The organism is Nostoc sp. UHCC 0252 (genome assembly GCF_034931145.1).
Taxonomy (GTDB): domain Bacteria; phylum Cyanobacteriota; class Cyanobacteriia; order Cyanobacteriales; family Nostocaceae; genus Nostoc.
In genome coordinates this window covers 1-15398 of record NZ_JAYGHE010000116.1, presented here as the reverse complement: position 1 = coordinate 15398, position 15398 = coordinate 1, and the positions used below count along the sequence as shown (strand labels likewise).

Genomic DNA, 15398 nt, shown 5'->3' with positions numbered 1-15398 from the left:
TCTTGTCAGCAGTCAGAAAACCGATCCCATAGATATCGGCTGCTAGCTGGTAGGGGTTTTTGGTAACAGTGGCGATCGCCTCATCCTTATATTGCTTGTAAATCTTCACAGCATAAGTGTAGAAACACCATGCCCCTGGAGAAATACCATCACTTCTTTGATCGCTTTTTGAGTTGACCAAGCGTTTTTGATGAGTGTGATCCGCTTTTTAGCAATACCCTGGACTTCAATCAGTCGTTCAATCTGGTTTTCGATGATGTCCAGGGTTTCTAGCCCGAAGTGAGCAACAATCCGTCTTGCTGTGACTGGGCCCACGCCTTTGATTAAACCACTGCCCAAATATTTCTCAATTCCGGTAAGAGTGGCTGGTTTGGTTTCTCGATAATTAACTGCCTGGAACTGGGGGCCAAATTGTGGATGGTCACGCCAAAAACCAGTTAGTTGTAGAGTTTGACCTGGCTGAATATTGGCAAAGCTACCAACAATTGTTGTGAGTTCAGTGCTACGCGGGCGAGTCAGTCTTGCGACGGTGTAACCTGACTCAGCAGAGTAAAAAGTTAGGCGTTCTACGACTCCGGTGATTGTTTCGTGTTGAGGAAAGGCGCTTATTTGTTGAGCGGAAAGATTAGAAGGAGTGGACATTGCTTATGATCAGATGCCGCACATTATTATAATATTGGAAGTCAGCTAATTATAGTACATAAATACTAAGAAAGATGCCCGGTATTAGGAGTTCGGGATAAGATATCCTCGAAACTTTTGATTTATGATTGTTCGAGCTGAACCTCTATTTTAGTCTATTCTCAATAAGGCAGATTGTTGAGATTTAACAACTACCGCTCATACTGCAACATTCTACTCAACTACTTGATATAAGGTCACAGTCAATCCCCGAAATATTAGTGGTATAAAATCAAATTTTTTTATCAGTTTTAGCTAATTTATTTTTATCAGTTTGTGAAGTCATTTTTCATCAATACATCCAACTGAGCCAAGAGCTTCTCTAGCTTTGCTTTTTTTTTCGGATCATCCCATACCTTGGACTGCTTAAAACGGCGAAGTGTGCCCTCAACGCGGTCTTTCAGAGATGTTGACTCTGTTTGAGTGCGAGACTCTGATTCCGGCTTCTGCTGAATTTCTGAAATCCTCCGCTTAATTTCGCTCAATGAAAGATTGTAGGCGATCGCGTCTTCTAGTAGTTGAATTCTTGTTTTTTCATTTTTCACCTTAGCGATTGCCCTTGCTTTGGTGTACTCAATTTTTCCCGAACGCAATACTGAAAGCACATCTTGAGGGAGATTGAGTAAAGGCAAGCGATTGCGAACAAATGAATCCCACTTCATGCCTCCTAACGCTGTAAATATTTCCTCAACAAGTAGAGTTTGAGAATTACCCGTAACGTTACGGGTAATTTTTCCTTTAGCTTCGTTTTCCATTTTTTGAAGCAGTTTGACGGTTTCTGACGTACTGATTGACAACCGAAATGCCAATAGTTCAAGGATACCTTCAGTCTCTTCTAGTGGATTGAGGTCTTCGCGTTGCAGGTTTTCAACGAGGCGCACTTGGTACGTAGTCGCATCATCCATTATGCGGACTACTACAGGAACCTCAGTTAAAAGAGCCATCAATGCCGCTTTGTAGCGTCGTTCTCCGGCTACTAATTCATAATCGCCCTCAGAGAGCGGACGCACTAACAGAGGTTCGAGAATACCCAATTCTTTGATTGAATGTGATAGTTCTTCAAGCTTCTGCTCATCGAAATAGCGCCTTGGCTGTGAGGAAGGTAGCTTAATTTTGGCAATTGCAATTGTGTTAGTAGCGCTGGCTTGATCCTCAGATTGTGACCCAGTTACAGTGCCAAACAGCAGATCGACAGGCTTTTTGATTGCAGCGTAAGGTTCGTTACGTTTGCTACTCACAGTTTTAATTCAAGTTTATCTATGCTATCAGCAATTTTTTTGAGTACACCCACGGCTGGATGGTTTTTATCAAATAATGCTAGTGGGACTCGGCGCTCAGAAGCATCGGCAAAGGCAATAGTTTTTGGAATTGGTGGATATACAGGAGCTATCTCTGATAGTTGTTCTTGTACAGCTTTAAGTGTACGCGATTCCTGGGCAGTCCGACCATCGAACATTGTAGGAACAAATCCAGCAAATTGCAATCTGGGGTTGGTATGACTGCGGACTTGGGTGATCGTACTGAGTAAAAGTTCAGTTCCCTTAAATGACTTAAATTGACATTGGATAGGAACGAGAATATGAGTAGCAGCAGTGAGGCTGATGATACTGAGTAACCCCAAAGAAGGTGGACAGTCGATAAGAATGAAGTCGTAATTATCTTGCACATTCAAGAGTCCATTTTTTAGGCGATATTCTCTAGCGATCGCACTACTAAGTTGCATTTCACTAGCGGCAAGATTAATGTCAGCAGGGACAAGCGCCATACTATGAATCGGTTCAGGATAGATAGGTAATGGTCTGTTATCAACTATTGTTTGTTGAATACTAATACTCAATTCGTCTGGTTCGAGTCCCATAAATGTAGTGAGAGATGCCTGCGGGTCCATATCCACAAGCAAAACACGACGTTTTTTAAGTGCAAGGTGGTAGCCCAGATTTTGAGTAAGTGTTGTCTTGGCAACCCCACCACTTTGGTTAAATAGTGCAATAATCCGGGTTTGGCTCACTTTAATAAATTGCAGTTATCGCAAAAAGTACTTCTAATACAGGCAGATTGTAGCGCTTGATTAGGGGGAATACAACTCTTAGAGGTTGCAAGATTACTTTCCATTCCATACTGCCTAGAAGTTGCCTGTAGCAAGAGTATACAAGTTATCATTTGAATACCGCGAACGCGAATTGTATTTGGTGGCAGCAGAGAGAGTAGATGAACTATAAGCAATTGTCTTAGATGCAGATACAGATACAGATACACCAACAAAAGGCGACTAACTTCTGCCAGTGTTAAAAAAATCCGAATCTGATTCTGATAACTTATGCACGCTACCAGTATTGCACTTTTTATTTCCAGCATCGCCAATGATTTGCACTGCTGACACACCAGAAATTGCATGGGTAATCTTGCTTGAAAATACAACAGTACAACAAATATTTCTAGCCGATATCTGATGAAATATATCTAAGATAAACACTTTTTTGGTACTACCAACAGAGAATAAAAGTGCGAGTTTACAAAAGAGCTAGTAATGGGAGAATATAAAGAACATCCTTCACTGATTAAAGTGAAAGTCCAATACCCCAACTGTGAGCAGACTGGTATCAGATTAAAAACAGGAGAAGTGATTTCGACAACAGCGATTCCTTCTCCTTGGCAGCAATGATGGCGCACTCCCTCTTCAAGAGTGATTAGTAAGAGATATTTACGATTGATAATGCAAAAGTTGAAAATTTTACCCTCAATAATAACTGCACTAACGGCACTGACACTAACTAGTTGCAGCACTACTACTGCTGAACAGTATGAAGCTACAGCACTCACCAGTTACTCCTGGCAAGTCAAGTATGCGAATAACCTAACAAGTCAACCACAGCCACGTATTGAAATCTTTGCGAATACTTCAGTGTTGAATCGGAATGGATTGAAACCGGCAGGAGCAGTTGTTGGCCCAGATGACAGAGGGCTATGGTGGGCTACTTTACCGCCGAGGCCAAGTGTTGATGAAGTTGAACAACGCAAAAAATCTCCAGAAGAGGCAAGCAAACCTGAATTGATCAAAAATGTAAAGTACAAACTGACCTATGGAGTGGGTAATACTCAGAACACGCTACCTACTAACTATGAAGTTTATCGACAAGTGGTAAAAGCTTACCCCCAAAGAACTCCTTTGGAATTGACTTTGGGTGTGAATGATAATTCAGTAGAGAAAGCTGAACCTGTCAGCAAGTAGTAACCCACTCGTTACGTAGTCAGCAAGAAGTTAGAGTGAAAGACTGAATTGCTTTTCAACTGCCAGTGTTGAACTTACAAGTCCTCCCAACAATCTCAAGTCTTGCAATCCCTTGAAAAGTGACCAATTTATTGTAAGTAAATTCCAAGTGGATCAGGGTAGAGCTACATCTTGCGGGAAAGTAAATTGGTAATAAAAAGAATAAATCAAAGAGTCAACGATGATCTAATTTAATTTCTGCTGCATGATAAAAAAGATTTCAAAAATTCTTAATGGGGGCTATATGGGGGCTATATATACCCCAACAATAGCTCAAGACTTTGGTGAGATTTTGACCCCTATATAGGGTGCATATAGGTGCTAAATGGGGTATATTTGGCTGGTTAATATTTTGTACCCCATTTAGCCCCCAAGGGGTTATGATAAGCTCTTGAGATTAGGCAAAAAAGGGGAAGTTATTTTATTCTTCTTTCTCTTGCTCTTGCAGATCCTTTGAACAGATAACTTTCACAATTTAAAGTGTATTACTTGGAGCCTATGTCAAACATTCACACCTTACAAAAAATTTTTCCTGCGGGTTTCGATAACGGTTACGGAAGCCTTAAACTTTTAGTCGAAGGATTTGAAGTAATTCGTGTGCCGAGCTATATAACCAATGCAGAAATGGAAGATGTGCCAGGGCGCGTAGTTTTTAACGGTACTGCTTATACTGTTGGAGAGTCAGCTTACCGGACAGGGAATTATTTTGACCGCAATACAGACAATAATGAAAATAAAGTCAATAATGCGTTGTTGACTTTATTGGGTGCATTGGCACATTTGCCACACCGTAAAGCTTGGCATTTAAAATTAGTCGTTAGCTTACATGATGTCGGTCTGGCTGAAGAATTACAAAAAGTACTCAATGGAGAATATCAGCCAATACTTGCTGGCAAGCAATCAGAAGTAAAAGTAGAAGTGCTGAAAGTTGTACTAGAGGGTATGGGTGCATTGTTTGGGCATCCACTACCAAAAAAGCTAACCATTTTAGACTTTGGTAATGGAACAACCCTATATTCTCGTTACAACCGGGGTCAACGAGAAGTTCACACTGCTTACCCCATCGGTGTAGAAGTTCTCATCGATGATATCTCCCAAAAAATGAAACATCTAAATGGCGGAAAAATCGGAGATCCTTCCACTATCCGATTTTGTCTAGAGATGGGACATACCAAGTACAGCCGTGACATCGATATCAAAGATATATACAGTGCTTGTTTGAAAGATTGGTATGAAAAATACTTGAAGAAAGTGGTGAATCTGACACTTGATGCCAAGCACCAAGGGGATGAAATCTGGGCGATTGGTGGAGGCTGCCTCTTACCTGGATTTAAGAAGCTGTTGGAGAAAAACGGCTTCAAAATCCTGGACAATCCGGTAGAAGCCAATGTCTCTGGGCTTCTAGAGATGGCAAAAACTATTTTTGCCAAGAATCCAGCATCTACATCTATTAAGTGAATATAACTATGGCAGATAAAAAAGACTTAGCACCGGAAAAAGTTCGCCTTAAAGATAATTACCGAGAGCGCATATTTGCAGAATCGCAAAAACTAGATAAAAGCTACCTGGACACGCTTTACTTTATAGTTGATTGCTATTTTGTTTTCATCAAGGCTGGATTACCTGCACAACTTTTACCTAACTCACCTTTTAATACTGAATCAAACCAACTCACCTCTTGGAGTCCAACTCAAATTACAGAGGAGGAACAAGAGGATTCTGATGGAGAAACATTCAGCCTTGACTTTGATTTGTAGCCAAAATGTAGGATTTATGTCTGATTTCTGAACAAGCGATCGCAGCACTATAGCGTCATCGCTTTCTTTTGCATAAAGGAAATAATTCTAGCACCTCTGTTTGCTAAAGTAATTCTAAGGCGCGTGAATTTCCGAACAATCCAGAGACATCACAACAATGAGAATACTTCATGGCACCTGGATACCAAACGAGGAAACTGACTTTATTCAGTCAGGGTCTTTTTACTTGTGGGTAGAAACTCAATTATCCCACAAAAGTCACACCAATAGTCAACAAATTCATCCTGGACATTTGGTTAAATCCGAATTAATCGCCTTTTTAGTACAAGAATTGGGAATTAAAGAAGACAATACTGAATTTTCCCAACGCATATCTCCTAAATACTTTGCCTTACCAACGACCAATAATCAGCCCCTACCTTCACCAGAATTAACCAAGTATTTAGAAATTGAGTTGACTGACAGCTATGAAGAATTCCAATACTGGCAGGTAGATTGTTATGAAACAGTAGTATCTACCAAAAATGCCACAGCACTTAATATTATCAAATTACTTAAAGATATCCATTTTTTAGCAATATATAATGCGGAGAAGTTTCAAATTGGTTCAGATTTATTATTTTGGTATCATTACACTCAAAGTTTTAAACAAGTAATCCTCAAAGACCAATTTATTCCCGCACTGAAGTATCGACATTTATCAACGGAAAATCCCCACAAAAAAGGCAAAAAAAAGACTGCTAAAGCAACATTTGAAATTTATGCCACCTGGGAAATTATTTCCGAACAATATGAAGCAAATATTCTTAAATATATTGACTATATGCCACTAATATGTGTGGCAGGTAAAGCAACAGTTAGCTATCCTATTGAGTTTTTTGATCAAGAAACACTATTGCGTCACTTTTCCGAATATGTACTTCACGATTTAGTAACTCACACCCCATCTACAGCCGCTTTTGACAAACAAATTGCTGATTCTCTAATTGAATCTTGCTTTTCTCCTCGTCAGCATAACCCACTCACAACAAATACTGCCCTTGAGGAATATCAGCAATGGTTGGTATGGAAAACCAAAATTACTCGTACTCAATCTGATTCACCTTTTCATCTATGCTTCCAGTTACATTCTCCTTCATCGTCACAAATAGACAATTGGCAAATTCAATTTCTAGTAGCGAGTAAACAAGATCCATCCTTGAAGTTAGCGTTAGCAGACTACTGGACAATGAATCAATTTACTAAAACTGGTGTACATAAAGATTTTGGTAAAGATTTTGAAACAAATTTACTGCTGAATCTGGGGTATGCAGCCCGGATGTATCCCAAACTATGGCTTGGGTTGGAAACAGCGAGTCCAATCGCAATGCAAATTACTTTAGAAGAAGCATTTGACTTCCTTCAAGAAAGTGCTTGGGTGTTAGAAGACTCAGGATTCAAAGTAATTGTACCTGCTTGGTATACTCCCACAGGTCGTCGCCGCGCCAAAATTCGCCTCAAAGCATCGGGTAGTAAACTTGCTGCAACGAAAGGGGAAACAAAAAGCTATTTCGGCTTAGACTCACTGGTGGAGTATCAGTATGAGTTAGCGATTGGGGAGCAAACTGTCACACCTATTGAATGGGAACAACTGATTAATGCTAAAACTCCCCTAGTGCATTTTCGCGGTCAATGGATGGAATTAGACCGGGATAAAATGCAGCAGTTACTCGAATTTTGGCAGTCCCACGGTGAAGAACAACCCCAGATGACCTTACTGGAGTTTCTACAACGCAGTGCTGAATTGGGGTCAGAATGGGAAATTGAACATGATGAAGCTTTGTCAGAGATGATAGCAAAGCTACAAGATAAAAGTCGCCTAGAACCAATTTCTGAACTTGATAATCTGCAAGGCACCCTCCGAGAATATCAAAAGCGTGGTGTTTCCTGGCTACAATATCTAGAAAATTTGGGATTAAATGGCTGTTTGGCAGACGATATGGGTTTAGGTAAATCCGTGCAGGTGATTGCCCGATTAGTGCAAGAGAAGGAGTTACATTCAGCTCTGAAAGTAGGTGAAAAGATTACTTCTTTATCTGCCCTGCCTACACTATTAATTGCTCCGACTTCTGTTGTTGGCAACTGGCAGAAAGAAATTGCCAAATTTGCACCTCATTTAAAAACTATGGTGCATCATGGTAGCACTAGGCTGCAAAATCTAGCTGATTTCAAAGCTGCTTGTCAACAAAACGATGTGATAATTAGTTCTTTTACTTTAGTCCGCAAAGATGAAAAGTTATTGAGCAGCATCGAGTGGCAACGTTTAGTACTGGATGAGGCACAAAATATTAAAAATCCGAAAGCTGCCCAAACTAAAGCTATTTTAAAATTAAGAGCTAAACACCGACTGGCATTGACAGGCACTCCTGTAGAAAACCGCTTAGTGGATTTATGGTCAATTTTTAATTTTCTCAATCCTGGTTACTTGGGTAAAGAAGCCCAGTTTCGGAAAATATTCGAGATTCCGATTCAAAAAGACAATGACCGCGTGAAATCTGCCACTTTGAAAAAACTGGTAGAACCTCTAATTCTGCGAAGGTTAAAAACTGACCAATCTATTATTAATGACTTGCCAGATAAAGTTGAACAAAAACTCTACACTAACCTGACCAAAGAGCAAGCATCGCTTTATGAAGTGGTGGTACTAGATGTAGAAAAACAATTGCAATCAGCAGAGGGAATTCAGCGCAAAGGATTGATTCTTTCAACCCTGATGAAATTGAAGCAGATTTGTAATCATCCAGCCCAATTTCTCCAAGATGGGAGCGAATTTTCACCACTACGTTCCCACAAACTTAGTCGGTTAGCAGAGATGGTTGAGGAGGCAGTTGATGAAGGAGAAAGTTTACTCATTTTTAGTCAATTTACGGAAGTGGGTGAAAAGATCGAGAAACATCTCAAACATAGTCTGCATTGCAATACTTACTACTTGCATGGTGGCACCAGTCGCCCACGCCGAGAACAAATGATTACCGAATTTCAAGACCCAAATACAGAACCATCGGTTTTTATCCTTTCCTTGAAAGCAGGGGGCGTAGGTATCACCCTCACGAAAGCCAACCATGTCTTTCACTTTGACCGTTGGTGGAACCCAGCAGTTGAAGACCAAGCAACTGACCGTGCTTTCCGTATTGGTCAGAAAAAGAACGTCTTTGTGCATAAATTTGTTGCTATTGGGACTTTAGAAGAGAGAATTGACCAAATGATTGAAGATAAGAAAAAACTCTCTGATGCTGTTATTGGTAGTGATGAATCTTGGCTTACAGAATTAGATAATGAAGCCTTTAAGCGGTTGATTTCATTGAACAAGAGTGCAATTTTGGAGTAGATATTATGGCTAAATTTAGTCGAACTTGGTGGGGCGATCGCTTTATTCAAGCACTAGAAGCTTTTACAGATGATAACCGACTCAAAAGAGGACGGTCTTATGCTAGCGGTGGTAAAGTCAAAAGCTTTGAGATTGACTTAAATAAAATTACTGCCAAAGTCAGAGGCTCAGTTAATCCCTATTTTGGAGTCTACAAAGAACCAACTTATAATATAGAGATTCAGATTACACCTATTGCTAAAACCCATTGGAATGAAGCTATCCAAAAGCTTTCTTCTAAAGCCAGTATCATTTCTCGATTGCTGCTAAATGAAGTCCCAGAAAATATTGAAGATACTTTCTCTCATTTGGGGCTACATTTATTGCCCCATAGTAGTAAGGATTTCAAAACTAAATGCTCTTGTCCAGATTATGCTAATCCCTGTAAGCACATTGCTGGAGTTTACTATTTAGTGGCTTCTCAATTAGATAATAATCCCTGGTTGTTATTTGAATTACGGGGATTATCGAAAGCAGAACTTCAAGCCAAATTAGCTGATTCTCCTTTGGGAAAAGCTCTATCTGAGGAATTGAATACTAAGGAAATTCCTTTAGAACTTTCTAATTCGCTGTACACTAAGCTAGAAAAGCAATCTCTTAACCAAATGCCAAATGCCAGAGAATTTTGGTTAGGTACAAAACGATTACCACAAACTATTGAAGTGGCCACTCCAGGTAGTATCTGTGGAATTTTGATTAAGAAACAAGGGGATTTTCCTGATTTCTGGCACAATGATGCTTCCTTTCTTGAAACAATGGAAGAACTGTATCAGCGAGTCAAAACCAAAAATCATCATTTCTGATTTCAGCGCTGATAACGACATCGTAAAGTAATTTCTTTTTAGATGTTAGTTGCCGTTATAATTTTTTACCTTGAAAAAGCATACGCACATATTTTATGCCTTGAAAAACTCCACTTCTGAAGACGTATTTAATAATGGATTTATTTGACCAGCATCTTGCAAAAATAACTGAAGAATCAGCACCCCTAGCGGCTCGGATGCGTCCACGGACACTTGATGAATTTATTGGTCAAGAGCATATTATCGGGCAAGGAAGGCTACTGCGGCGTGCTATTAGTTTGGATCAACTGTCTTCCTTAATCTTTTCTGGGCCACCAGGGACTGGCAAAACTACTTTAGCCCGTGTTATTGCCAACAGCACCTGCGCTCACTTCATTGCTATCAATGCCGTACTTTCGGGAGTTAAAGAAATTCGAGCGGCAATTGAAAAAGCCCAACAACAGCGCAAGTTCCATAATCAACGAACTATTCTTTTTGTCGATGAAGTCCATCGTTTTAACAAGTCTCAGCAAGATGCTCTATTGCCTTGGGTAGAGAATGGTACAATCATTCTCATTGGTGCTACCACCGAAAATCCTTTTTTTGAAGTCAATAAGGCACTCGTCAGCCGTTCGCGGATTTTTCAACTTCAGCAATTAACTGATAAAGATTTATACAAAATTATTGAGCAAACACTCTTCGATTCGGAACGCGGTTATGGCAAGTTAACAGTGCAAATTGACACAGATGCTTTAGCTCATCTAGTTAATGTTGCTAATGGTGATGCTCGTTCATTATTGAATGCTTTGCAACTAGCTGTAGAGACTACACCCGCCGATACTACAGGTGTTATTCATATTCCCCTAGCAGTCGCAGAAGAATCTATTCAACAACGTGCTGTTTTATACGACAAAGAAGGGGATGCCCATTTTGATACCATTAGTGCTTTTATTAAGAGCTTACGAGGTTCTGACCCAGATGCAGCACTCTATTGGCTGGCCAAAATGGTTTATGCCGGTGAAGACCCGCGCTTCATCTTCCGTCGGATGTTAATTCTTGCAAGCGAAGATGTCGGATTGGCTGATCCACAAGCAATTGTCGTTACAAATGCCTGTGCCCAAGCTTTTGACCGCGTGGGAATGCCAGAAGGACGTTATCATTTAGCACAGGCAGTACTTTATTTAGCGACTGCACCAAAATCCAATAGCATTATGGGCTTTTTTGATGCTTTCGCCGCAGTAGAAAATGAAAATGTTGCAGAAGTCCCTACTCACCTTAAAGATGCCAATCGGGATAAAAAAGGTTTTGGGCATGGGGCTGGTTATCTCTATCCTCACGCTTACCGAGATCATTGGGTAGAACAGCAATATTTACCCAAGAGCTTGCAAGGTCAATTGTTTTACCAACCATCAACCCAAGGTTATGAACACCAAATCGCAACACAAGTGGCGCGTCGTCGGGAAGCCCAACTTGCCGCAATAGTAGAAGGTATTGGTGTTGCACCAATGGAAGTCATGACTTATGGAACTTTTGACCGAGCAGATGAGCGCTGGTTGCAACGCACACTTTCTCAAGTCAGTACACAATTAGCATCTGTGCGCGAGCGCATTTTCAATTTTGCTCAATTACAACGTCATCACTTAGTATTGGATCTAAATACCGCCACTGGTTTACTTACTTGGGAAGCAATCCGGCAAGTTCCTGAAGGTGGGGTTTATGCCTGTGTTCGCAATCGCTCTGATGCCAATGCTTTAAATGAACTTGCTGCGGCACTTCCTGAAACAATGCGACCAATAGTTTTTACTGCATCTGTTGCACAGATACCTGCTATGCTGGCATCTCTTGCACCAAATGTACAGTTTGACTCTATTATCGGGCGCAATGTACTAGCCTCAGAATCGGATAAGGGACTTGCTGCTCAAATTTTAACTCAATTGCTCCCGCACTCAGTCAAGCTTATTTTAGCTGAGACAGTACCTCGTCATACCCAAAGGTTTTACCGCTTACTGCCCAGCCAAAATTTAGATGCCCAATTGTATAAGCGATTAGTTTTAGCGGAAGAAGCTATTTATACAGATGTCTCTGACCCCATGCTTAACTGGGATGCTGATGATTTGCGTCACGCTTTTGCCTCAAATGGACACTGCGTACAAGTAGTTCTTGAGCAGTATTTGACACCTATGCACATCTCTGATAATTTTATCAAGCGTTTATTTACTGCTAATCCTAATCGACCAAGTTATGTAGATCGTCTAGCTGCTAATTTGACAAGTGAGGAAATAAATATTATTAAAGATTTATTTGTTCGTTACTTACTCAACCAATCCGTTAATTGGTCAAGCACTGTGGCATTTTTAAATATTAGCGGATGAACATAATAGGCTCTCAAATCACAGTCATTTATAATTATGATTTTCACTCCGGCAATTACTCGGAAGTACGTCTTGATCAAAACGAAGAACTGAAGCTGAGGTAATATTTTTCCTTGCCTTCGCTTTATTTGTAGATGAGTATGAACTGTTCAAAAGGATTTTAGAGAATTATGCCAATTAAAAAACACATTAATCTGAATGTTGGAAGTTTCCTTAATCCCACAGATAAAAAGATAGTTGTCAATTTAGCTAGTGAAGATATTTTAATTTTAATTACCCAAGAGTTAAAAACCCGTTACTCGCCAGAAACTCAAAAACAAGCCCTTGAGGGAAGTTCTGAGCTATTACCTGATTTCGTATTACAAGAATTATTAAAACGCCAAGAGCAGGTAATAAACGTTAACCCAGATACCTTAGTACTCGTTAACTGCAACATTACAGAAACAGAGGTCGATGATTTGGAATTTAATTTGACTGTCGAAGCATATTTTGTAATTGGGGATGCAAATGGTCAAAATCATTTTCGGGCTAATAGGATCGGACTTTGGTCAAATATATGGGGTGATGAAGAAAAACTTTTTGATTTAGAAGATCAACTTGGCGAGCAATTCTGGACTAATTATCAAATCCAGTTGCTCTTTGATGAAAAAAATCAGCAAACAATTGAATTAGAAGTATCACAAACAGATGATTGTACAGCAAGATTACAATTTTATCCATCTCTGAAAAGGTTTTTACCATCCATAGTTCCTTTTACTGATAATGACTTTTAAAATCCGCGATTAAACCAAAATTTGCACAGCATTTATGGCGCTATCGTCCTGATGGTGGTGAAGACAGCTTTTCTATTTCTGCTTGAACATTCCCTGCTTTAACAATTTAATGGAGAATTGAGTTTATTCCTCCTCGCCTTGATCTTCGTACTCCTCTTCATCCTCATCGTATTCATAATCAGCATAATCCTTCCCATGCTGCTCGTACCACAGGCGTTCTTCCTCTTGAGCCGCTTCCCTCTGTATCCTTTTCCGTTCTGCCATCTCTGCTTCTAGGCGTTCTTGCTCTAACTTTGCCTTCTCAAACTTTTCTCGCTCCAGCCTTTCCCGCTCTTGGGTTTCTTGGTCTACCCTCTCCCTCTCAAGTCTGATTAATCGCTGCTCGACTCGCCCACAGTAAAAATCCAAAGCCTTACCCGTCGCGGCTCCGGTAACTGTACCACCCACTAGAAATATAAGTCCAGTTCTCCAACCTTCAATCGGGCCACCGCTCCACTGCAAGCTTTTTTGGTTAAACCATACCAGCACAGAGAAGACAAAAATTCCAACTACTGTATTGATGAGCGCAAAAACTCTTGGTGTCATTTCAGTCTGGCGGAGAATTAGCCACTGTCCCAACCAAAGTATTGCGCCAAAAATGACAGAGGCGATCGCACTCATGACAACATGATCTGGATATCTGAACGGATCTAGTGTCATGTTGATAATCAGTGGAACAAATATCAGCGCACAGAGCAAAAAGCCAATTAATAAGCCAGCAACACTTATCAGGCTCCAGTAGCGACCGAGATAACCGAGGCGGAATTCCAATATCCATTCTTGTACCGGAAGCATTGTGATGTAAAACGCGATTCCTGCACTGACGTAATCGAGCATTGGCAGTTGTTTTACCTTTGTATTTAGCGTATTTTACACAAATTTCTGTGTAATGGCTCAAGCGCCACTTTAAGAGCTATCACCTCCGGTGGGCGGTTACGCCATCGCTTTGCGAAACAGAAAGTGAAAATTCTTGAACCGATACATCCAGATGAATCAAAAACAATTAGAAGACTCCATTTTTGAAGCTGTCTCTGACGCGATTGAAAGAGTTTGGACAACTGAAGAAAAGCAGTTGATTCAGAATGATTCCGAATTACAAAATCACTTAAAAGAATGGCTAAATAATTCCTTAAGTGATACTTGTTGGCATCCAGACAACTATAAATTAGTCCAAGACTTAAATACCTCTTCAAACTTCAGTCCTCCCACGATATTGGAAAATGAAGAAATTCACATTCCTTTTTAAAACCTTTTGTATTTGCTTCGTACTTAATTACGAGCATTGAGATCAAAGAATAAGCTTTTAAGTCCACAAGAATTAGTAAGTCTTGTGCTGAATAAGCGGGTATTCATTCCAACTAACGATAAAGCACCGTCAATTTTAGCTGCTGTGATTCAGATTCTTGGATGAAATTTGTAGCCACTCGAAAAAAGTGGCTACTTTTTCGCTTTGACTATCCTGCTTTCAACCCCAAACAAATCTTTGTAAACTTCATAATCTCGAAAAAGCTCCATAATCAAACTTCGAGTAAAAGCACAGTAAATCATATTCCCTCGCGCCTCATACAAACCAAAAGCTTTAAATAAATCTTTTTTAGCGCCCTCAATATTGCCCAGATGGAATCTGACTGTCCCTCGTCCACAGTATGCTTCTGCACAATCAGCATCTAGAGATAATGCTTTTTCCAAATCAATAAGTGATTTTTCTAGTTCCCCAGACAAGAAATAAATATTCGCCCTATTTATATAGGCTGATAAACAGTTTGGGTCAAGTGAAATTACTTGACTGTAATCTAAGATAGCTGCTGGGTTGTCCCCAGTTAGATTTTTGTATGTATCAGCCCGATTTAGATAAGCTTGGAGTAAATTTGGATTCAGGGCGATGGCTTTAGTGTAATCTTCAATCACCTTGGAGAATTCTGATTTATGACAGATTTTTGACCGGGCTAATCCCCGATTATTATAAGCTTCAGCAAAGTTAGGATTCATTGCTAATGCATTATCGAAAAGTTGAATCGCACCTTCATATTTTTCGATTTGAAACTGAATCATTCCTATAGTATTGTGAACTTCCGCAAAATTAGGATAGAAATAAAGTGCATTTCTGAAGCACTCCATCACTCCAGATAAGTTTCCTGTTTTAAGATGTTCCATTCCTTTTTCATACCACAGTTGCCCTTGTTCTACATCCATCTCTTCCGCTAATTCCACCATATATTCTCTGTTGTGATTTAAAATTCTTTAAATATCCATCAATTTGGATATTTAGCCGAGCAAGTTAATTTATCCCTGTATTTCTAATTCTTGACTTTTATTTTTT

The 15398-nt window shown here is 40.0% G+C and carries 13 protein-coding genes and 1 pseudogene; 9 read left to right on the top strand and 5 right to left on the bottom strand.

Annotation, left to right across the window (positions count from 1 at the left end; all coding sequences use genetic code 11):
• The 3 genes and pseudogenes from VB732_RS33810 to VB732_RS33800 form a co-directional block, all read right to left on the bottom strand.
• Window positions 1–642: pseudogene (locus VB732_RS33810) on the bottom strand (helix-hairpin-helix domain-containing protein); the annotation flags it as partial.
• A gap of 308 nt (window positions 643–950) precedes the next feature.
• Window positions 951–1919, bottom strand: a complete 969-nt coding sequence (locus tag VB732_RS33805) for a ParB/RepB/Spo0J family partition protein (RefSeq protein WP_323235197.1) — start codon at window positions 1917–1919, stop codon at window positions 951–953.
• On the bottom strand, window positions 1916–2689 hold the full coding sequence (locus VB732_RS33800; RefSeq protein WP_094346400.1) for a ParA family protein: 774 nt from the start codon (window positions 2687–2689) through the stop codon (window positions 1916–1918). The genes VB732_RS33805 and VB732_RS33800 overlap by 4 nt, the downstream gene beginning before the upstream one ends.
• Before the next feature lie 519 nt (window positions 2690–3208).
• Between VB732_RS33800 and VB732_RS33795 the strand changes: the two genes are divergently transcribed.
• From VB732_RS33795 to VB732_RS33760, 8 genes are all read left to right on the top strand, one after another.
• Window positions 3209–3343 (top strand): hypothetical protein, encoded by a 135-nt coding sequence (locus VB732_RS33795; protein WP_323235196.1) that lies wholly within the window; start codon window positions 3209–3211, stop codon window positions 3341–3343.
• Between the two features lie 51 nt (window positions 3344–3394).
• A complete protein-coding gene (locus tag VB732_RS33790) occupies window positions 3395–3910 on the top strand; it encodes a hypothetical protein (RefSeq protein ID WP_323235195.1) in 516 nt (171 codons plus the stop codon).
• 537 nt (window positions 3911–4447) lie between these two features.
• Window positions 4448–5407, top strand: a complete 960-nt coding sequence (locus VB732_RS33785) for a ParM/StbA family protein (RefSeq protein WP_323235194.1) — start codon at window positions 4448–4450, stop codon at window positions 5405–5407.
• Between the two features lie 8 nt (window positions 5408–5415).
• On the top strand, window positions 5416–5706 hold the full coding sequence (locus tag VB732_RS33780) for a hypothetical protein (protein ID WP_323235193.1): 291 nt from the start codon (window positions 5416–5418) through the stop codon (window positions 5704–5706).
• A 157-nt stretch (window positions 5707–5863) separates the two neighbouring features.
• Entirely contained in the window at window positions 5864–9073 is a 3210-nt protein-coding gene (locus tag VB732_RS33775; protein ID WP_323235192.1) for a DEAD/DEAH box helicase, read from the top strand.
• Between the two features lie 5 nt (window positions 9074–9078).
• Window positions 9079–9915, top strand: coding sequence for an SWIM zinc finger family protein (locus VB732_RS33770; RefSeq protein ID WP_323235191.1), 837 nt, complete (start codon window positions 9079–9081; stop codon window positions 9913–9915).
• Window positions 9916–10049: 134 nt separating this feature from the next.
• Window positions 10050–12266, top strand: coding sequence for an AAA family ATPase (locus VB732_RS33765; RefSeq protein WP_323235190.1), 2217 nt, complete (start codon window positions 10050–10052; stop codon window positions 12264–12266).
• Between the two features lie 170 nt (window positions 12267–12436).
• A complete protein-coding gene (locus tag VB732_RS33760; RefSeq protein WP_323235189.1) occupies window positions 12437–13039 on the top strand; it encodes a hypothetical protein in 603 nt (200 codons plus the stop codon).
• A gap of 123 nt (window positions 13040–13162) precedes the next feature.
• Here VB732_RS33760 and VB732_RS33755 read toward each other — a convergent pair whose 3' ends face one another.
• Entirely contained in the window at window positions 13163–13915 is a 753-nt protein-coding gene (locus VB732_RS33755) for a hypothetical protein (RefSeq protein WP_323235188.1), read from the bottom strand.
• Between the two features lie 151 nt (window positions 13916–14066).
• Here VB732_RS33755 and VB732_RS33750 point away from each other — a divergent pair, with 151 nt between their 5' ends.
• Entirely contained in the window at window positions 14067–14324 is a 258-nt protein-coding gene (locus VB732_RS33750; protein WP_323235187.1) for a hypothetical protein, read from the top strand.
• 191 nt (window positions 14325–14515) lie between these two features.
• Here VB732_RS33750 and VB732_RS33745 read toward each other — a convergent pair whose 3' ends face one another.
• The gene (locus VB732_RS33745; protein ID WP_323235186.1) at window positions 14516–15292 is read right to left on the bottom strand and encodes a tetratricopeptide repeat protein; all 777 of its coding nucleotides are present in this window, start codon (window positions 15290–15292) and stop codon (window positions 14516–14518) included.
• Between the last annotated feature and the right edge of the window lie 106 nt (window positions 15293–15398).